Genomic DNA, 19682 nt, shown 5'->3' on the forward strand with positions numbered 1-19682 from the left:
CATCGTCGCCGGTCGGGGTGCGGATACCTGCATGAGGGTGCCGGGGGTCCCTCCGTAGAATCCGGGTGGTGAATCCCGACGTGCTCGCCGACCTGGTCCGTGACGTCGCGCGGGACGTGCTGCTCCGACGCGACCTGGACGTCTCCGCACTGCCGGCCGATGCGGGTGTCGAGCGTCCCCGCAACCCCGACCACGGCGACTACGCGACCAACATCGCGCTGCGCACCGCCAAGAAGGCCGGCGTGAACCCGCGCGAGCTCGCGACCTGGCTGGCCGAGGAGCTCGCGACCCGTGACGGCGTCGCCAGCGCCGAGATCGCCGGGCCCGGCTTCATCAACCTGCGCCTGGCCGCCGACGCCCAGGGCGCGATCGTCGGGGAGGTCCTCGCCGCGGGCGCGGGCTACGGCACCGGCGACGAGCTGGCCGGGCGCAACGTGAACCTCGAGTTCGTCTCCGCCAACCCGACCGGCCCGCTGCACCTGGGCGGCACCCGGTGGGCCGCGGTCGGCGACGCGCTGGGCCGGGTGCTGTCCGCGCGTGGCGCGAAGGTCACCCGCGAGTACTACTTCAACGACGCCGGCGCCCAGATCGACCGGTTCGTCGGCTCCCTGGTCGCGGCCGCGCAGGGCGAGCCCGCCCCGGAGAACGGCTACGGCGGGGACTACATCGCCGAGATCGCCCAGCGGGTCGTCGCGGCCGAGCCCGGCGTGCTGGACCTGTCCGACGCCGAGCGGGACGAGGTGTTCCGCCGGGTCGGTGTGGGCTTCATGTTCACCGAGATCAAGCAGAAGCTGGGGGAGTTCCGCGTCGAGTTCGACGTGTGGTTCCACGAGCAGTCGCTGCACGACTCGGGTGCGGTGGAGACCGCCGTCGCCGCGCTCAAGGAGAAGGGCTCGCTCTACGAGTCCGACGGCGCCTGGTGGCTGCGCTCGACCGACCACGGCGACGACAAGGACCGCGTCGTCATCAAGTCCGACGGCCGCCCCGCCTACATCGCCGGCGACATCGCCTACCTGCGCGACAAGCGGGCCCGCGGCTTCGACCTGTGCATCTACATGCTCGGTGCCGACCACCACGGCTACGTCGCCCGGCTCAAGGCCGCGGCGGCCGCGTTCGGCGACGACCCGGCCGTGGTCGAGGTGCTGATCGGCCAGCTGGTCAACCTGGTCAAGGACGGCACCCCGGTCCGGATGAGCAAGCGCGCCGGCACCGTCGTGACGATGGACGACCTGGTCGGGGCCGTCGGCGTCGACGCCGCCCGGTACTCCCTCGTGCGCTCCTCGGTGGACTCGGGCCTGGACATCGACCTGGACCTGCTGGCCAGCCGGACCAGCGAGAACCCGGTGTTCTACGTCCAGTACGCGCACGCCCGGCTGTCCTCGCTGGCCCGCAACGCCGCCGACCTCGGCATCACCCCCGGCGAGGACTACGGCCTGCTGTCCCACCCGCGCGAGGGCGACCTGATCCGCACCCTCGGCGAGTTCGGCGACGTCGTGCGCACCGCCGCCGAGCTGCGCGAGCCGCACCGGGTCGCCCGCTACCTGGAGTCGCTCGCCGGCGCCTACCACAAGTTCTACGACTCCTGCCGCGTCCTGCCCCAGGGCGACGAGGAGGTCTCCGACCTGCACCGCGCGCGCCTCGCGCTCTGCGTCGCCGCCCGCACGGTGCTCGCCAACGGCCTGGCGCTGCTCGGCGTCGACGCCCCGGAACGGATGTGACATGAGGGCACACCCCGCAGGCCCGATGCACGCGGGCCTCACCCCCGCGCCCGAGTCGGCCGGGCCCCGCCCGGAGAGCGCCGCGGCGCTCGACGAGCTGGCGCCCGCGGTCTGGCCGCGGCACGCCGCCCGCGGCGCCGACGGCGCGCTGCGCCTGGCCGGGGCCGACGTCCGCGACCTCGCCGCGGCCCACGGCACCCCGCTGTTCGTGCTCGACGAGGACGACTTCCGCGGCCGCTGCAGCGAGTTCGCCGCCGCGTTCGGGGCCGAGGCCGTGCACTACGCGGCGAAGGCGTTCCTGTGCACCGAGATCGCCCGCTGGGTCGCGCAGGAGGGCCTGTCGCTGGACGTGTGCTCCGGCGGCGAGCTGGCCGTGGCGCTGCGCGCGGACTTCCCGCCCGAGCGGATCGCGCTGCACGGCAACAACAAGTCCCTCGCCGAGCTGGAGGCCGCGGTCGAGGCGGGGGTCGGCGGGATCGTCGTCGACTCCTTCGACGAGATCGCCCGGCTCGCCGACGTCGCCGCCGCGCGGGACACCGTCGCGCCGGTGCTGATCCGGCTCACCGTCGGCGTCGAGGCGCACACCCACGAGTACATCGCCACCGCGCACGAGGACCAGAAGTTCGGGTTCTCCATCGCCGGGTCCGACACGAAGGACTCCGCGGCGCTGGAGGCCGCCCGCCGTGTGCTCGCCGCGAGCCACCTGAGCCTGGTCGGGCTGCACAGCCACATCGGCTCGCAGATCTTCGAGACCGAGGGCTTCGAGGCGGCCGCCCGCCGCGTGGTGAAGGTGCTCGCCGACCTGCACGCCGAGCACGGCGGCGAGAACCTGACCGCGCTGCGCACCCTGGACCTCGGCGGCGGCATCGGCATCGCCTACCGGCCGGGGGACACCCCGCTGTCGATGCCGGCGCTGGCCGAGGAGCTGCGCGCGATCGTCAAGCGCGAGTGCGCCGCCTCCGGGCTGGACGTGCCGGCGATCGCCGTCGAGCCGGGCCGGGCCATCGCCGGGCCGGGCACCGTCACCGTCTACGAGGTCGGCACCGTCAAGGACGTCCCGCTCGGCGGGTACTCCCGGCGCTACGTCAGCGTCGACGGCGGGATGAGCGACAACATCCGCACCTCCCTCTACGACGCCGAGTACGACGTACGGCTGGTGTCCCGCGCCAGCGGGCACGACTCGGTCCCCGGCGGGGACGTCCCCGTGCTGTCCCGGGTGGTCGGCAAGCACTGCGAGTCGGGTGACATCGTGGTGCGCGACTGCTGGCTGCCGGCCGATCTCGCGCCGGGCGACCTGCTGGCCGTCGCGGCGACGGGGGCCTACTGCTATGCCATGGCGTCGGGGTACAACCGGCTGCCGCGCCCTGCTGTCGTCGCGGTCCGTGACGGGGTCGACCGGACCCTGTTGCGTCGCGAGACACTGGAGGACCAGTTCCGTTTCGAGGTGTGAGCGCACCCGGGTGAGAACCGCCACCCGGACCTGTCTGCACCCGCCCGACCAGGAATGATCGGCGCGCGCCCGAGGGGTGCGCGCACGCGAGGAGGACACGTGGCGAGCGAGACCGGCGCCGTCCGGGTGGCACTGCTGGGCTGCGGCACCGTCGGCACCGAGGTGGTCCGACTCATCACCGAGCAGGCCGACGAGCTGGCCGCGCGGGTGGGAGCCCGCATCGAGCTGGCCGGGGTCGCCGTGCGGCGACCGCACCGGCACCCCTGGCTGACCGAGAACTTCCCGGACCTGGTGACCACCGATGCCGGCGAGCTCGTGACCCGCGACGACGTCGACGTCGTCGTCGAGGTCATCGGCGGGATCGAGCCGGTCCGCGGCTGGCTGCTGGAGGCGCTCAAGTCCGGCCGCTCGGTCGTGACGGCGAACAAGGCGCTGCTCGCCGAGGACGGCCCGACGCTGGCCGAGGCCGCCGACGCCTCCGGCGCCGACCTCTACTACGAGGCCGCCGTCGCCGGGGCGATCCCGCTGCTGCGCCCGCTGCGCGAGTCCCTGGCCGGGGACCGCATCACCCGGGTCGCCGGCATCGTCAACGGCACCTCGAACTTCATCCTCTCCGCCATGTCCTCGGGCGGGACGTCCTACGCCGACGCGCTGGAGGAGGCGACCCGGCTGGGCTACGCCGAGGCCGACCCGAGCGCCGACGTCGACGGCTACGACGCCGCCTCGAAGGCCGCGATCCTGGCCTCGCTGGCGTTCCACACCCGCTTCACCGCCTCCGACGTGCACCGCGAGGGCATGCGCGAGGTCAGCTCGGCCGACGTCGCCGCCGCCCGCAGGCTCGGCTGCACGATCAAGCTGCTCGCCATCTGCGAGCGCGTGGTGGCCACGAACGGGACCGAGTCGGTCTCGGCGCGCGTCTACCCGGCGATGGTCCCCGACTCGCACCCGCTGGCGGGCGTCGACGGCGCGTTCAACGCGGTGTTCGTCGAGGCCGAGGCCGCCGGCCAGCTGATGTTCTACGGCCAGGGTGCAGGCGGCGCGCCGACCGCCTCCGCGGTGCTCGGCGACCTCGTCGCGGTGGCCCGCAACCGTGTCGGCGGCGGCCGCGGGCCGCGCGAGTCGGCCTACGCCAGCCTGCCGGTGCGCCCGATCGGCGAGGTGCCGACGCGCTACCACGTCGACCTCGAGGTGGCCGACCGTGAGGGCGTGCTCGCCGCCATCGCGAGCGAGTTCGCCCGGCACGGCGTCTCGATCGCCGCGGTCCGCCAGACCGGCGGTGTGAACGGCTCGGTGGACCGGGCCGACGGCTCGGACCGCAGCCAGGCCCGGCTGACGGTCGTCACGCACTCGGCGCCGGAGGCCGCGCTGTCGGCCACGGTGTCGGCGCTGCTGGACCTCGACCACGTGCTCGGCGTCGCGGGCGTGTTGCGGGTCGAGGGACTGGGCCGCGCGGTGAGCGCACTGGGTATGGGCGAATGACCACAGGTGGGGGATCAGGGAGTGGACCGGTCGTGACGGACAGCGTGCGAGGAGTCCGGGGGCCGGCCTCCGGTCCCTTCGGCCCCGTGACCCAGGTCGCCGGTGCGGTCGCGCCGCCGCCACCCGGCCAGTGGCCGGGTGTCATCGAGGCCTACCGCGACCGGATGCCCGTGCAGCCGGACTGGACCGTGGTGACGCTCGGGGAGGGCGGCACGCCGCTGCTGCCGGCCCCCCGGCTGTCGGAGCTGACCGGCTGCCAGGTCTACCTGAAGGTCGACGGCGCCAACCCGACCGGCTCGTTCAAGGACCGCGGCATGACGATGGCGGTCACCGCCGCGCTCGCCGACGGCAAGTCCAGCGTGCTGTGCGCCTCCACCGGCAACACCTCGGCGTCGGCGGCCGCCTACGCCACCCGTGCCGGGATGACCTGCGCGGTGCTCGTGCCGACCGGGAAGATCGCGCTGGGCAAGCTCGCCCAGGCCGTCGCGCACGGCGCCCGGATCCTGCAGATCGACGGCAACTTCGACGACTGCCTGGAGCTGGCCCGCAAGACGACCGCCGACTACCCGGCGATCGCGCTGGTCAACTCGGTGAACCCGACCCGGATCGCCGGCCAGGCCTCGGCCGCCTACGAGATCTGCGACCAGCTGGGCCGAGCCCCGGACGTGCACTGCCTGCCGGTCGGCAACGCCGGCAACATCACCGCGTACTGGCACGGCTACCGCGGCTACCACGCCGACGGCGTCATCGCCGCGCTGCCGCGGATGTTCGGGTTCCAGGCCGCCGGCGCCGCGCCGCTGGTGCACGGCGCCCCGGTGAGCGACCCCGAGACGATCGCGACCGCCATCCGGATCGGTGCCCCCGCCTCGTGGAAGGGCGCGACCACCGCGCGCGACGAGTCGAACGGGAAGTTCGCCGCCGTCACCGACGACGAGATCCTCGCCGCCTACCGGATGCTGTCCGCGCAGGAGGGCGTGTTCGTCGAGCCCGCATCGGCGTCCAGCGTCGCCGGGCTGCTGCAGAGCCACGCCGACGGGTCGCTGCCCACCGGCTCCCTCGTCGTGTGCACGGTGACCGGGCACGGCCTGAAGGACCCCGACACCGCTCTGCTCACCGCGCCGGACCCGGAGATCGTCCCGATCGACCCCGGGGCGGTCGCGGCGGCGCTCGAGCTGGCCTGATGGGTCGCCCGACGCGCGTACTGGTGCGGGTCCCGGGGTCGACGGCCAACCTCGGCCCCGGCTTCGACTCCCTCGGCATGGCCCTGGCGCTGTACGACGAGATCGAGGTCGAGACCTTCGAGACGCCGGGGTTGTTCGTCGACGTCGCGGGGCAGGGCTGCCGGCACGTCCCGCGCGACGAGCGGCACCTGGTCCTGCGGGCGATGCGTCTGGCCTTCGAGACGTTCGGCGGGGCGCCCGCGGGGCTGCGGCTGCGCTGCCTCAACGCGGTGCCGCACTCACGCGGCCTCGGCAGCTCCGCAGCGGCCGCCGTCGCCGGGGTGACGGCCGCCGCCGTGCTGGCCGGGCGGGACCCGGAGCTGGAGCGCGACGCGCTGCTGCAGCTCTCCGCCGGCATGGAGGGCCACGCCGACAACGCCGCGGCCAGTCTGCTCGGCGGGTTCGTGGTGGCCTGGGAGGCGGCGGGCTCGGCCCGGCGCTTCCACGCCGAGAAGCTGGAGGTGCACCCCGACGTGCACCCGGTCGCCTGCGTGCCCGACGTCGAGTCCTCGACCAAGACCACCCGGGGGCTGCTGCCCGAGCAGGTCCCGCTGGCCGACGCCGCGTTCACCGGCAGCCGCTGCGCGCTGGCGGTGCTGGCGATGACCCGGCGGCCGGACCTGCTCATGGCGGCCACCGAGGACCGGCTGCACCAGCCCTACCGGCGGCCGGCGTACCCGTCGTCGCTGCGGCTGGTCGAGGCGCTGCGGGAGCACGGCGTACCCGCCGCGATCTCCGGCGCCGGGCCGACGGTGCTGGCCCTGACCGGCGACGGCGCGCTGCCCGACGGCGTCGACACCGACGGTTTCGCGGTGCAGCGGCTGCCGGTCGACACCACCGGTGTGCAGGTCGAGGTCCGCTGAGCACCGGTGCCCGCCGGGAACGTGAGGTACGCGACCCCGTGCGTCGGCGCGTCGTCCGAGGGGGGTTGTTGCCGCCCCGGGGTGTACGGACTAGTCTCGCCCGTGCATGGCGATCCACGCGACATCGGCGTAGTCTTGCGGCCGGGCCCGCTCGCCCGATCTCCTTTCTGAACTGGACTCGGAATCCCGAACGGGCGGCCTGACTCCCGCGACGTCGTCGTGGGACTCCATCTGTGAATGCTGCCGATACGGGGTCTCCGTATCGGCCGAGCGTGTGACATCCCCTGACCTGGACAGGTAACCGGGTCGGTCAGGAAGGAACTCTGTGAGCGAGACCGATCTCGCCGGTACCGGGACCGCGTCGGCCGAGGCGGCGCCCCGCCGACGCGGCGGCCTGTCCGGCATGGTGCTGGCCGAGCTGCGCCAGCTGGCCACCGAGCTGAACGTCCCGGACATCTCCGGCATGCGGAAGGGCGACCTGATCGCGGCCATCAAGGAGCGTCAGGGCGGAGCGGCGGCGGCCCCCGCGAGGAAGCCGAAGGCGAAGGCGGACCCCGCCGCCACCACCGGCTCCGACGGTGCGGACGCGCCGCAGCTCGCCCTCGGCGACACCGCCGCGGCCCCCGCCGGCAACGGCTCCGCCGCGCCGGCCGCCCCCCAGGCACGCGCCGAGCAGGCCGGTGACCAGGGCGGACAGGCCGGGCAGGCCGAGGCCCCCGCGCCGCGCACCCGTCGTCGCCGTGCTGCGACCCGTCCGGCCGGCGCCCCCGACGCCGCCGTGACCGACGCCGCCACCGGCGACCCCGGCACCTCCGCCGGCAACGGCACGGCCCCGGCCGCCGCCGAGAGCGCCCCGGCCGCCGCGCCCGAGCAGGCCGCCCCCGCCGCGAGCGCGCCGGAGAAGGCCGACAGCACCCCGGCCCCGGCCGAGGAGCGCCGTGAGGACGCCGACGGCGCCGGTCGTCGTGGCCGGACCCGCCGCCGCGGGCAGGCCGACGACAACGGCCAGAAGGACGCCGGCTCCCAGGGCGCCCCGAAGGACACCGCCACGGACGCGGGCCAGCGGGACGCGGGCCAGAAGGACGCCCGTCGCGACGCCGACGGCGACGACCCCGGCGCCGACGGCGACCGCCGTCGCGGCCGTGGGGCCGACCGCAACGCCGAGCGCGGTGCCGACCGCAACGGTGGCGACCGCAACGGTGGCGACCGCACCGGTGAGGGCCGCGACGACAACGGCCGCGGCAACGGCGACAACGGCCGTGGCGGGCGCAACCGCGACGGCGACGACTCCGGCCGCGGCAACCGCGGGAACCGCAACAACGACCGGACCGGCGACCGCGGCGACAACCGCGGCGAGCGGAACGGTGACCGGAACAACGACCGCAACGGCGACCGGAACAACGACCGGAACAACGACCGCGGTGCCGACCGGAACGACTTCCGCGACGACGACGGCGACGACGGTGACGGCCGCGGCCGCCGCGGCCGCCGCTTCCGCGACCGCCGTCGCGGCCGGGACCGCGAGCGCACCGGTGGCGGCGCCACCGGCGGTGGCGTGGACACCGAGATCCGCGACGACGACGTCCTGCTGCCGGTCGCCGGCATCGTGGACATCCTCGACAACTACGCGTTCGTCCGGACCACCGGCTACCTGTCCGGCCCGACCGACGTCTACGTGTCGATGTCGATGGTCCGCAAGAACGGACTGCGGCGTGGTGACGCCATCACCGGCGCCGTCCGTCAGCCCCGCGAGGGCGAGCAGCAGCGGCAGAAGTTCAACCCGCTGGTGCGCGTCGACTCGATCAACGGGCGGGACCCGGAGGCCGCGCGCAACCGGCCCGAGTTCACCAAGCTGACCCCGCTCTACCCCAACGAGCGGCTCCGCCTGGAGACCGACCCGTCGCAGCTGACCACCCGCGTGATCGACCTGATCATGCCGGTCGGCAAGGGGCAGCGTGCGCTGATCGTCTCCCCGCCCAAGGCGGGCAAGACGACGATCATGCAGAACATCGCGAACGCGATCACCACGAACAACCCCGAGTGCCACCTCATGGTCGTCCTCGTCGACGAGCGGCCCGAGGAGGTCACCGACATGCAGCGGTCGGTGAAGGGCGAGGTCATCGCCTCGACCTTCGACCGCCCGCCGGCAGACCACACCGCCGTCGCCGAGCTGTCCATCGAGCGGGCCAAGCGCCTGGTCGAGATGGGGCACGACGTCGTCGTCCTGCTGGACAACATCACCCGCCTCGGACGCGCCTACAACCTGGCCGCGCCCGCATCGGGCCGGATCCTGTCCGGTGGTGTCGACTCCACGGCGCTGTACCCGCCGAAGCGCTTCCTCGGCGCCGCGCGCAACATCGAGGACGGCGGCTCGCTCACCATCTTCGCGACCGCGCTGGTCGAGACCGGGTCCACGATGGACACGGTGATCTTCGAGGAGTTCAAGGGCACCGGCAACGCCGAGCTCAAGCTGGACCGGAAGATCGCCGACAAGCGGATCTTCCCGGCCATCGACGTCGGCGACTCGAGCACCCGCAAGGAGGAGCTCCTGATGTCGCCCGACGAGCACGCGGTGATGGTGAAGCTCCGCCGCGTCCTCGCCGCGCTCGACGACCAGCAGGCGCTCGACCTGGTGCTCAGCCGGCTCAAGAAGACCAAGACCAACATCGAGTTCCTGATGCAGGTCGCCAAGAACACCCCCGGCAAGGACGAGGACTAGTCCGAGCCGTGCCGTCCGGGCCCCGGTGGGAATTCCGCCGGGGCCCGGGTGGTTGAATGGACCGTCAGCTTCCCGGCACCGGTTCACCCTGGTCGTACCAGGGACCCGGCGGCCAACGATGAGGAGAGAGCCATGCGCGAGGGAATCCACCCTCAGTACGTCGACACCCAGGTCACCTGCGGTTGCGGCAACCAGTTCACCACCCGCAGCACCAAGAACAGCGGCGCCATCAGCGTCGAGGTCTGCTCCGCCTGCCACCCGTTCTACACCGGCAAGCAGAAGATCCTGGACTCCGGTGGCCGCGTGGCCCGCTTCGAGGCCCGCTACGGGAAGCGCGAGCGCGCCGCCAAGTAGCTCCCGACACGGCGCCCGTCGCCTCGCCGCACGCGAGGAGGCGGGCGCCGTTTCGCGTTCCCGCCCCAGCGCCTCGAAGGAATCTCCGATGAGCACGCAGTCGGTCGACGCCCTGCTCGACGAACACGCCGAGCTGGAGCAGCGCCTCGCCGACCCCGACGTCCTCTCCGACCAGGCGCAGGCCCGCAAACTGGGCCGTCGCTACGCCGAGCTCGGCCCGGTCGTGCGCTGCGCCCGCGAGCTCGCCCAGGTCCGGGAGGACCGCGACGCCGCCCGTGAGCTCGCCGCCGAGGACCGCGCCTTCGCCGCCGAGGCCGACGCCCTGGACACCCGCATCGTCGAGCTCGAGACCGAGCTGACCGAGCTGCTGCGCCCGCGTGACCCGCACGACGGCGACGACGTCCTGATGGAGGTCAAGTCCGGCGAGGGCGGCGAGGAGTCGGCGCTGTTCGCCGGCGACCTCGTGCGCATGTACAGCCGCTACGCCGAGAGCCGCGGCTGGAAGGTCGAGGTCCTCGGTGCCACCCCGTCCGACCTGGGCGGGTACAAGGACATCACGCTGTCCCTGCGCAGCAAGGACCCGGTCGACGGGGTGTGGGCCGCGTTGAAGTTCGAGGGCGGCGTGCACCGCGTCCAGCGTGTCCCGGTGACCGAGTCGCAGGGCCGCATCCACACCTCCGCGGCCGGCGTGATGGTCTTCCCCGACACCGACGAGGCCGGAGACGTCGAGATCCACGACGCCGACATCCGGGTCGACGTCTACCGGGCCTCGGGCCACGGCGGGCAGAGCGTCAACACCACCGACTCCGCCGTGCGGATCACGCACCTGCCGACCGGCATCGTCGTGACCTGCCAGAACGAGCGCTCCCAGCTGCAGAACAAGGCCCGCGCGATGGACGTGCTGCGGGTCCGGCTGCAGGCGAAGGCCGAGGCCGAGGCGGCCGAGGCGGCGTCGGAACAGCGCCGCTCGCAGGTCCGCACGGTGGACCGTTCGGAGCGGATCCGCACCTACAACTACCCGGAGAACCGGATCTCCGACCACCGCGTCGGGTTCAAGGCCTACAACCTTTCCGCGGTGCTCGACGGCCATCTCGTCGACGTCCTCGCCGCTCTGACCGCGGCCGAGCGCGCCGAGGCCATGGCGGGGGAGCAGGGGCAGGAATGATCCCCCGCTCAGGTGATGCTCCGGTCACCTGCGGTGTCCCCGCGCCCCGCAGCCGGGACACTGGAGCCGTGACCGAGACGACGGCGAGCCCCACGACCGGCAGCCGGCTGCCGCTCCGGGTGGCGATCGCGGAGGCCGAGCGCACCCTGGCCGCCGCCGGTGTCGCGTCGCCGCGTGTCGACGCCGAGCTGCTCGCCGCGCACGTGCTCGGCTCGTCGCGGTCCACACTGCTGATGACCCCGCTGGTGGACCCGCCGGTCGTCGAACGGCTGCAGGCCCTCGTGGCCCGCCGCGCCACCCGCGAACCGTTGCAGCACATCCTCGGCACCGCGGTACTCGGCCCGGTCGAGGTCGCCGTCGGACCAGGGGTGTTCACCCCGCGCCCGGAGACCGAGCTGCTGCTGGAGTGGGGCCTCGCCGCGATCCGCGACGTGAGCCGCCCCCGGGTGCTCGACCTCTGCACCGGCTCCGGCGCGCTCGCGCTGGCCTTCGCGGTGTCCCGGCCCGACGCCGAGGTGCACGCTCTCGAAGCCGACCCGTCGGCACTGTCCTGGACCCGGCGCAACCTCGACGCGCACGTCGCCGCGGGCGGACGCCCGGTGACCCTGCACGTCGCCGACGTCCGGTGGACCGACCTGCTCGTCGAGCTGGAGGGTGCGGTCGACCTGGTCGTCTGCAACCCGCCCTACGTCCCGGACGGGACGCCGGTGCCGCCCGAGGTGGCGCGGTGGGACCCGCCCGGCGCCGTGTTCGGCGGCCCCGACGGCACCCAGATCATCCAGGCCGTCGTACGCGGGGCCAGCGGATGGCTGCGGCACGGCGGGCACCTCGCGATCGAGCACGACGACACCCACGGCGAGACGGTCCCGGCACTGCTGCGCCGCAGGCGCACGCTGGGTGAGGTCACCGAGCACGACGACCTCACCGGCCGCCCGCGCTTCGTCACCGCCCGCCGCGTCCCCTGCCCCTGACGCCCGTCCCACCCGCCGGGGAGCGGTCGTCCGGACGCCCCGCCGGCGCCGCGGATGTGAGCCGCCCCGCACCCCCGCGCGGCACGGTCGTATCCTCGCGGATCGTGAGTGCATCGCAGACCCAGCCGCTGTTCGACTGCAGCGTCCCCGCCGAGCGCACACGCGGTCTGACCGCCGCCGCACGCGCCGTCCGGGCGGGTGAGCTGGTCGTCCTGCCCACCGACACCGTCTACGGCATCGGCTGCGACGCGTTCAACGGCACCGCCGTGCGCGCGCTGCTCGCCGCCAAGCGCCGTGGTCCGGACATGCCGGTCGGCGTGCTCGTCGGTTCCTGGACCACCATCGACGGCCTCGTCTCAGGAGTCCCGCAGTCCGCCAGGGCGCTGATCGAGGCGTTCTGGCCGGGCGAGGTGTCGCTGGTGCTGGAGCACGCGCCCTCGCTGGCCTGGGACCTGGGCAGCACCCGCGGGACGGTGATGCTGCGCATGCCGCTGCACCCGGTCGCGCTGGAGCTGCTGCGCGAGGTCGGGCCGATGGCGGTGTCGAGCGCGAACACCTCGGGCAACCCGCCGGCGTCGAACGTGACCGAGGCGATCACCCAGCTGGCCTCGAGCGTGCAGGTCTACCTCGACGGCGGCCCGTCCGGTGACCCGGTCGCCTCCACGATCGTCGACCTCACCGGCGCCCGGCCGCGCATGCTGCGCGAGGGCGGGGTGACCGCCGAACAGGTCGAGGAGGTCGTCGGCCAGGAGATCGACCGGGTCTGAGGGGGCCACCCGCGGGTGTGATCACGCCTGCACGGCCGCGGCCTGCGGGGATGGCAGCGGGTAGCGTGTCCCGGCGTGAGCGAGCAGACCTTCTGGGGACCGGACTTCCACGCACTGCAGCAGCAGGACCCCGAGATCGCGGGCGTCGTGCTGGACGAGCTCGAGCGCCTGCGCGGCGGACTGCAGCTCATCGCGAGCGAGAACCTGACCAGCCCCGCGGTGCTGGCGGCGCTCGGGTCGACGCTGTCGAACAAGTACGCCGAGGGCTACCCCGGCCGCCGCTACTACGGCGGCTGCGGCGTCGTCGACGTCGCCGAGAACATCGGCAACGCGCGGACCAAGGAGCTCTTCGGCGCCGAGCACGTCAACCTCCAGCCGCACTCCGGTGCGAGCGCGAACCTCGCCGCCTACGCCGCGTTCGCCAAGCCCGGCGACACCGTGCTGGCCATGGACCTCAAGCAGGGCGGCCACCTCACGCACGGCAGCAAGGTCAACTTCTCCGGCCTGTGGTTCAACGCGGTGTCCTACACCGTCCGTTCCGACACCGAGGTCATCGACTACGACCAGGTCCGCGACCTGGCCAAGCAGCACCAGCCGAAGATCATCATCGCCGGTGCGACCGCGTACCCGCGCCTGATCGACTTCGCGGTGTTCCGCGAGATCGCCGACGAGGTCGGCGCCAAGCTCATGGTCGACGCCGCGCACTTCATCGGGCTGGTCGCCGGCAAGGCGATCCCGTCGCCGGTGCCCTACGCCGACGTCGTCACCGCCACCACGCACAAGGTCCTGCGTGGCCCGCGCGGCGGCATGGTGCTGTGCCGCGAGGAGCACGCCAAGGCCATCGACAAGGCGGTCTTCCCGTTCTCCCAGGGGGGCCCGCTGATGCACGCGGTCGCCGCGAAGGCCGTCGCGATGAAGGAGGCGGCGCAGCCGGAGTACCAGGCCTACGCCCGCCAGGTCATCGCGAACGCCCAGGCGCTGACGAAGAGCCTGGAGTCCGAGGGCATGCGCGCCGTCTCCGGCGGCACCGACAACCACCTCGCGCTGCTGGACCTGCGTCCGATCGGCGTCACCGGCTCGGAGGCGGAGACCCGCTGCGACCGCGCCGGCATCACGCTGAACAAGAACGCGATCCCCTACGACCCGGCGCCGCCGATGAAGCCGTCCGGCATCCGGGTCGGCTCGCCCAGCGTCACCACGCAGGGGATGACCGAGGCCGACATGGCCGAGGTCGGCGCGCTGCTGGCCCGCGCGGTCAAGGCCGAGCACGACACCACGGCCGGCGACGCCGAGCTCGCCGACGTCGCGAAGGCGGTCACCGCGCTCGTCTCGAAGGCACCGGCCTACCCTCGGGGGTGACCTGAGACCCACGGCGGAGGCGGAGAGGCGCTCGCGACGTGCCCACTGACCAGTTCACGTACGGACTCCCCATCAGGGAGCTCCTGCTCGTCGGGCTGGTCGCCGCCGTCGCCACGCTGCTGCTGACCGGGCCGGTCCGGATGCTGGCGCTGAAGGTCGGCGCGGTCGCCTGGCCGCGGGGACGGGACGTGCACGTCACCCCGACCCCGCGGTGGGGCGGCCTCGCGATGTTCGGCGGGGTGCTGGCCGGGCTGCTGCTGTCGCTGCAGCTCCCGGCCCTGCGGCTGGCCTACTTCGAGCAGAGCACCGAGGTCGTCGGGGTCGTCGTCGCGACCGGGCTGCTGGTCGGTGTCGGGATGCTCGACGACCGCTACGACCTCGACGCCCTCACCAAGTTCGCCGCGCAGGTCACCGCGGCCGGGCTGCTGGTCCTGTACGGGGTCCAGTGGCTCCAGATCTGGATCCCGATCGGTGGCGACTCGTTCCTCAGCGGGTCGGTGCTGGCGCTGGGGCAGAGCCAGTCGGTGCTGCTGACGGTGCTGGTCACCGTCGTCCTGGTGAACGCGATGAACTTCGTCGACGGGCTCGACGGCCTCGCCGCGGGCATCGGGCTGATCACGACGCTCGCGACCGCGGTGTTCTGCATCGGGCTGATCAGCGAGAACGGCAACGATCCGGCCACGTTCGTCCCCGCGCTGCTCGCGGTGGTGCTCGCCGGGTCCTGCCTGGGGTTCCTGCCGCACAACTTCCACCCCGCGCGGATCTTCATGGGGGACACCGGCTCGATGATGGTCGGGGTCATGCTGGCCGCCGCGATCACGAGCGCCTCCGGCCGCGTCCCGCAGTCGGACACCCCTTCGCCCGGGGATCTGCTGGCGCTGGTCTCCCCGGTGGTCGTGCTGGTCGGGATCGTCTTCATCCCGTCGCTGGACCTGCTCATGGCGGTCGTGCGCCGGACCCGCGCCGGGACCAGCCCCTTCAGTCCGGACAAGATGCACCTGCACCACCGCCTGCTCCAGGTCGGGCACAGCCACCGGCGCGCGGTGCTGCTGGTCTACCTGTGGGTCGCGGTGATCGCCTTCGGCGCGGTCGCGCTCGCCCTGGTCCCGCGCACCGGGCTGGTGCTCGCCGCGACCGGGATCGCACTGGTCGTGGCGTTCGTGGCCTCGGCCGTGCCGCACCGGTCGCGGATGCGCACCGCCGTCTCCGCGGCACCGGCCGCCGCGGGGGAGACGGCGATCGCCTCGACCGACGACCTCCCGGACGCCGGGCCCGGGCGCGCGGCGCCGTCCGCCCGGCCGTCCGCCGGCGGTCCGGCCGTGGACGGCCCGGGACCGCCGGGCCACGCCGCGGCGGCACCGGTGCCGGGCCGGGTCGTGCCGGGCGGGGACACGTCCGGTCGGGACCCGTCCCGGCGGGACACATCGGGCCGGGACGCACCCGGGGGGCCTGCGCCGTGGACGCGGGGCGCGCACCGGCCGAGCGGCGGGCGAGGCCCGTCGCGGACCGGGACGCGCCCCGCGCCCGCCGGCGCCGGGGGACCGGTGGTCGCCGGTGCCGCCGGACCTGCGCCCGCCGGACCGGCCCGGCTCGCGGGCACCCCGGCCGGGGAGCCGGAACACGTCGGCCGGACGAGGTCCGCCGATGCCGGGCCGCCCACGCCACCGCCCCCGTCCCGGCCCGTCGCCGCCCGTCCGCGGATGCCACGCGGCACCGCCGCCGGACCGCCGACGCCGGACCCGACCGACCCCGGGCCGACTCCGCCCCGCCCGCAGCACCCGCGCGGCACCGGTCACCGCCCCCACCCCGCCGCGACGCCGGGGTCGGGGTCGGGGTCGGACCAGCCGACCGTCCCCACCCGCGCGCACCATCCCGCCCGGGACCACGACGCCTGACCCGCACCGGTCCTGGCCCTGGGGAGAGGTGTCCGCGCTCACGGATCAGGCCCCGCCCGGCCCTCGTACGCCGCCCGGTCCCGGGCCCGCCGAGCGCGTCGAGAAGCACCCGGGCGCTGCCCGACGGCGGTCCGACGACGCTCGGGCGCCTCCCGACGCGGGCCGGCGGCACGGGACACCGCGGGGGACGGCGCCGGTCGGGGCGCCGGACCCGGCGGTTACCGTGTGCGCGGAGCCGTACCCGCTGGTGGGGCGGCCGGTGAGCCGGGAGGCGGACGCACCGTGTGGCGATGGGACCGCTGGGGGACCGTGGAGTACGACGGTCCCGCGCTCGGTCAGGCGCAGGTCGTACGGCGGCTGTCGGGGTCGATGGCCCGCGGCGCCGCCCTGGTCGGCGCGGCCACCACGGTGGTCTGCGCCGTCGGCGGGGTCGTCGCGGCCGGGATCCCGGGCCTGTCCGCCGCGGCCCTCGGTGGCCTGCTGGCCACCGGCTCGGCCCTGCTCACGCCCGTGCTGATGCTGCGTACGACCCATCTCGAGCCGGGCGCTGTGATGCTGGCCGCATTCGGCGGTCTCGCGATGAAGGCCATCATCCTCCTGCTCGCCCTGTTCACCCTCGGGGGTGCGCCGGGGCTGCACCGCATGTCACTTGCCGTCACCATGCTCGTCGTCTTCATCGCGACGACGGCGGCGGAGGCCTGGGCCGGGCAGAAGCTCCAGATCCTGATCGGCACCGATCCGGGGTCCACAGATGTCTGACCTGGGGTTCGACGACCGTTTCGTCCGGTCCCGCGGCGCCCGCGAGGCTGTTCGCGGGGGCCGTCGGGGTCGTGCGGATGGCCGGGCGGCGACCGCCGGGGGAGTTAACGATGAATCACACGACGCGACCCACCGCACCCGATCAAGATCGTTTCGTCGGACGAACGCGCAGGTGAGGTGCGTACGAGCCCCCGACATCGTGTAGAAGTACGGCTGATAGCATCCGCCACGTAGGCGATGTGGGTGACTTCCGGTGTTTCGACCCGGCCGCCCGGAAACACATCGCGCCACGAGGCACCTTGCAGGCGATCCCCCGTTCCGCGTGGATGCGGAACGGGAGCACCGGAAGGACCCCCATTGGGCACGTTGGTACTGGCGGCCGAGGAGTTCACTCCGCCCGGCGCAGGTCTGTTCGAGTACCCGCCGATCTTCGGCGCCGTCACCAAGCCGATGGTGCTGGCGGTCCTGTCGCTGATCATCGTCGCGGCCGTCTTCACGCTGGGCACGCGCAAGCTGTCCATCGTGCCGAGTCGATTCCAGTTCGGACTGGAGTCCTTCTACAACATCCCGCGCAACACGATGGCGCGTGACCAGATCGGCTCCGAGGACTTCAAGCGGTACATCCCGCTGATCCTCGGCCTGTTCAGCTTCATCCTGGTCAACAACATCTTCGCGATCATCCCGGTGATCCAGTTCCCGACGCTGTCGCGGATCGGGTTCCCCATCGCGCTGGCGTTGTTCGTCTACGTCTTCTACCACTACGCCGGGTTCAAGAAGCACGGGTTCTTCGGCTACATCAAGCACGCCGCGCTGCCGCCGGGCGTCCCGGTCTTCATCGCGCCGCTGATCATCGTGATCGAGCTGCTGCAGAAGTTCCTGGTGCAGCCGCTCTCGCTGGCACTGCGTGTGTTCGCCGCGATGTTCGCAGGCCACCTCATCCTCGCCCTGACCGCCGTGGGTGCGGCGTTCCTGGTGTCGGCGGGCTCCGCGCTCGTCATCGCGTCCCCGGTGGTGTTCGCCGCCGGGATCGCGTTCACGTTCCTGGAGGCGCTGGTCCAGGTCATCCAGGCCTACGTCTTCGCCCTGCTGGCCGCCGTGTTCATCGGCGCGGCGATCTCCGAGGACCACTGACAGCACCACCGAGACCCCGGTGCCGCCGGCACCGCGCTCGCACCACCTGCTTCATCCGCCGGCCCGTCCGGGCCGATACACCGAACGACCCGCATCCCGCGGACCCGACGGAAGGAAACCCGAAGTGAACGTCACCCAGGTTCTGGCCCAGGAAGCCGCCAACATCAACCCGGGCCTCGCGGCCATCGGGTTCGGCGCCTCGGCCATCGGCGCCGGTATCGGCGTCGGCCTGATCTGGTCGGCCGTCATCAGCGGCACCGCCCGCCAGCCGGAGGCCCGCGGCCAGCTGATGGGTATCGGCTGGACCACCTTCGTCCTCGCCGAGCTGGTCATGCTGATCGGCCTGGTGCTCTTCTTCATCGCGCAGTAAGAGCCGGCAGATCACTCTCATGCCGGTCCCGGTACCGGCGGCCATGTCAGGGAAGGACACACGGTGGAACTGATTCTCGCCGCCGAACAGCCGCTTCCGATTCTCCCGCACCTCGATGAGCTCGTGCTCGGTGTGGTCGCGTTCGCGATCCTGCTGTTCCTGCTCTGGAAGTTCGCGGTCCCGCGCTTCGAGACGCTCTACGAGGAGCGGACCGACGCGATCGAGGGCGGCCTCAAGCGTGCTCAGGAGACCCAGGAGCAGGCGGACCGGCTGAAGAAGGAGTACGAGGAGCAGCTCGCCGGCCTGCGGGCCGAGGCGGCGCGCATCCGCGACGACGCCCGGGCCGAGGGCCAGCAGATCAAGGCCGAGCTCCGCGAGGAGGCCGAGGCCGAGGCCGCGCGCATCAAGGCCCGTGGCGAGGAGCAGGTGGCCGCGTCGCGCGACGCCGCCCAGCGTGCTCTGCGCAACGAGGTCGGGGGCCTGTCGGTCCAGCTGGCCGAGCGCCTGCTGCGCGAGCAGCTGGCCGACGACTCGCGTCGCTCCGCGACGATCGACTCGTTCCTCGGTGAGCTCGACCAGCAGGGCGTGGCCCAGCGGAGCGGGGCGAACTGATGGCGGCTGTCCTGCAGCCCGCCAGCCGTGAGTCCCTCGCGGCGCTGACCGAGCGGCTGGACTCCTGGACCGACTCCGCGTCGGCCCGGGACCTGACCACGACCGCGGACGAGCTGTTCGCGGTGGCCCGGTTCCTGGACTCCGAGCGCTCCGTCCGGCGTCTGCTGGCCGACGCGTCCTCCCCCGAGGACGCCCGCGCGGACCTGGTCCGCCGGCTGTTCGGGTCCCAGCTCTCGCAGCCGACCGTGGACCTCGTCTCCGAGCTGGCGCGCAAGCGCTGGTCCACCGCCCGCGACATCGTCACCGGTGCGGAGGGCCTGGCCCGCCGCACGGCCATCGCGATCGCGGACCGCAACGGCTCCCTCGACGAGGTCGAGGACCAGCTGTTCCGGTTCGGCCGGATCGTGGCCCGCGAGCCGCAGCTGGCGAGCCTGCTCGGCGACGCCGCCCGGCCCGTCGAGGGTCGCGTCCAGCTCCTGGACTCGGTGCTCGGCGAGAAGGTCTACCCGGTGACGGCGACGCTGCTCCGCGAAGCGGTCCGGCTGCCCCGCAGCCGGCACCTCGACGTCGTCGCCGAGGAGCTCGCCGAGCTCGCGGCGGCCCGCCGGGACCGCTCGGTCGCCAAGGTGCGCACACCCGTCGAGCTCTCCTCCGAGCAGGAGACCAAGCTCGCCGAGACCCTGGGCCGTATGTACGGCCGCACGATCTCCCTGCAGGTCGAGCTCGACCGGAGCCTCCTCGGAGGCCTGGTCGTGCAGGTCGGCGGCGAGGTCATCGACGGCAGCGTGGCGGGTCGACTCGCCGCAGCTCGCCGATCCCTGCCCAGCTGACCTGCTTCGGACGCGATCGC

At 73.5% G+C, this 19682-nt stretch carries 17 protein-coding genes; all 17 read left to right on the plus strand.

Features of this window, described 5'->3' with window-relative positions:
• Window positions 1-68: 68 nt before the first annotated feature.
• The 17 genes from argS (at window position 69) to KPF22_RS07435 (ending at window position 19662) form a co-directional block, all read left to right on the plus strand.
• On the plus strand, window positions 69-1718 hold the full coding sequence (argS, locus tag KPF22_RS07355) for an arginine--tRNA ligase (protein WP_224401550.1): 1650 nt from the start codon (window positions 69-71) through the stop codon (window positions 1716-1718).
• Between the two features lies 1 nt (window position 1719).
• Window positions 1720-3168 carry a diaminopimelate decarboxylase gene (gene lysA, locus KPF22_RS07360; protein ID WP_224401551.1) on the plus strand — a complete coding sequence of 483 codons (1449 nt, stop codon included), beginning with the start codon at window positions 1720-1722 and terminating at the stop codon, window positions 3166-3168.
• Window positions 3169-3267: 99 nt separating this feature from the next.
• Window positions 3268-4647: a homoserine dehydrogenase gene (locus KPF22_RS07365; RefSeq protein WP_224401552.1), complete on the plus strand. Its 1380-nt coding sequence runs from the start codon at window positions 3268-3270 to the stop codon at window positions 4645-4647.
• A gap of 164 nt (window positions 4648-4811) precedes the next feature.
• Window positions 4812-5828, plus strand: coding sequence for a threonine synthase (gene thrC, locus KPF22_RS07370; RefSeq protein WP_244326353.1), 1017 nt, complete (start codon window positions 4812-4814; stop codon window positions 5826-5828).
• The gene (gene thrB / locus KPF22_RS07375; RefSeq protein WP_020626022.1) at window positions 5828-6730 is read left to right on the plus strand and encodes a homoserine kinase; all 903 of its coding nucleotides are present in this window, start codon (window positions 5828-5830) and stop codon (window positions 6728-6730) included. The genes thrC and thrB overlap by 1 nt, the downstream gene beginning before the upstream one ends.
• A 325-nt stretch (window positions 6731-7055) precedes the next feature.
• Window positions 7056-9449: a transcription termination factor Rho gene (gene rho, locus KPF22_RS07380; protein ID WP_224401554.1), complete on the plus strand. Its 2394-nt coding sequence runs from the start codon at window positions 7056-7058 to the stop codon at window positions 9447-9449.
• 132 nt (window positions 9450-9581) lie between these two features.
• Window positions 9582-9803 carry a 50S ribosomal protein L31 gene (gene rpmE, locus KPF22_RS07385; protein WP_062397374.1) on the plus strand — a complete coding sequence of 74 codons (222 nt, stop codon included), beginning with the start codon at window positions 9582-9584 and terminating at the stop codon, window positions 9801-9803.
• Window positions 9804-9891: 88 nt separating this feature from the next.
• Window positions 9892-10968, plus strand: a complete 1077-nt coding sequence (gene prfA / locus KPF22_RS07390; RefSeq protein WP_208820551.1) for a peptide chain release factor 1 — start codon at window positions 9892-9894, stop codon at window positions 10966-10968.
• A gap of 68 nt (window positions 10969-11036) precedes the next feature.
• Window positions 11037-11939 carry a peptide chain release factor N(5)-glutamine methyltransferase gene (gene prmC, locus KPF22_RS07395; protein WP_224401555.1) on the plus strand — a complete coding sequence of 301 codons (903 nt, stop codon included), beginning with the start codon at window positions 11037-11039 and terminating at the stop codon, window positions 11937-11939.
• A 104-nt stretch (window positions 11940-12043) separates the two neighbouring features.
• The gene (locus KPF22_RS07400) at window positions 12044-12706 is read left to right on the plus strand and encodes an L-threonylcarbamoyladenylate synthase (protein ID WP_224401556.1); all 663 of its coding nucleotides are present in this window, start codon (window positions 12044-12046) and stop codon (window positions 12704-12706) included.
• A 75-nt stretch (window positions 12707-12781) separates the two neighbouring features.
• The gene (glyA, locus tag KPF22_RS07405; protein WP_208820555.1) at window positions 12782-14065 is read left to right on the plus strand and encodes a serine hydroxymethyltransferase; all 1284 of its coding nucleotides are present in this window, start codon (window positions 12782-12784) and stop codon (window positions 14063-14065) included.
• A gap of 38 nt (window positions 14066-14103) precedes the next feature.
• Window positions 14104-15960, plus strand: a complete 1857-nt coding sequence (locus KPF22_RS32995) for a hypothetical protein (RefSeq protein WP_308010371.1) — start codon at window positions 14104-14106, stop codon at window positions 15958-15960.
• Between the two features lie 282 nt (window positions 15961-16242).
• Window positions 16243-16719, plus strand: a complete 477-nt coding sequence (locus KPF22_RS07415; protein WP_224401557.1) for a hypothetical protein — start codon at window positions 16243-16245, stop codon at window positions 16717-16719.
• A gap of 357 nt (window positions 16720-17076) precedes the next feature.
• Window positions 17077-17850 (plus strand): F0F1 ATP synthase subunit A, encoded by a 774-nt coding sequence (gene atpB, locus KPF22_RS07420; RefSeq protein ID WP_062397367.1) that lies wholly within the window; start codon window positions 17077-17079, stop codon window positions 17848-17850.
• A 124-nt stretch (window positions 17851-17974) separates the two neighbouring features.
• Window positions 17975-18220 carry a F0F1 ATP synthase subunit C gene (locus tag KPF22_RS07425; RefSeq protein WP_020621511.1) on the plus strand — a complete coding sequence of 82 codons (246 nt, stop codon included), beginning with the start codon at window positions 17975-17977 and terminating at the stop codon, window positions 18218-18220.
• Window positions 18221-18283: 63 nt separating this feature from the next.
• Entirely contained in the window at window positions 18284-18832 is a 549-nt protein-coding gene (locus KPF22_RS07430; RefSeq protein ID WP_062397364.1) for a F0F1 ATP synthase subunit B, read from the plus strand.
• Window positions 18832-19662 carry a F0F1 ATP synthase subunit delta gene (locus KPF22_RS07435; protein ID WP_178376185.1) on the plus strand — a complete coding sequence of 277 codons (831 nt, stop codon included), beginning with the start codon at window positions 18832-18834 and terminating at the stop codon, window positions 19660-19662. Before KPF22_RS07430 ends, KPF22_RS07435 begins: the two co-directional genes overlap by 1 nt.
• The last annotated feature ends 20 nt before the right edge of the window (window positions 19663-19682 follow it).

Origin of the sequence: Pseudonocardia sp. ICBG1034, assembly GCF_020131375.1 — a bacterium.
In the GTDB taxonomy this organism is placed as follows: Bacteria; Actinomycetota; Actinomycetes; order Mycobacteriales; family Pseudonocardiaceae; genus Pseudonocardia; species Pseudonocardia alni.

Bases quoted from the DNA above. Each gene is read 5' to 3' on its own strand.
- lysA (WP_224401551.1), top strand. From the start codon at position 1,720: ATGAGGGCACACCCCGCAGGCCCGATGCACGCGGGCCTCACCCCCGCG.
- thrC (WP_244326353.1), top strand. From the start codon at position 4,812: ATGCCCGTGCAGCCGGACTGGACCGTGGTGACGCTCGGGGAGGGCGGC.
- thrB (WP_020626022.1), top strand. From the start codon at position 5,828: ATGGGTCGCCCGACGCGCGTACTGGTGCGGGTCCCGGGGTCGACGGCC.
- rpmE (WP_062397374.1), top strand. From the start codon at position 9,582: ATGCGCGAGGGAATCCACCCTCAGTACGTCGACACCCAGGTCACCTGC.
- prfA (WP_208820551.1), top strand. From the start codon at position 9,892: ATGAGCACGCAGTCGGTCGACGCCCTGCTCGACGAACACGCCGAGCTG.
- KPF22_RS07435 (WP_178376185.1), top strand. From the start codon at position 18,832: ATGGCGGCTGTCCTGCAGCCCGCCAGCCGTGAGTCCCTCGCGGCGCTG.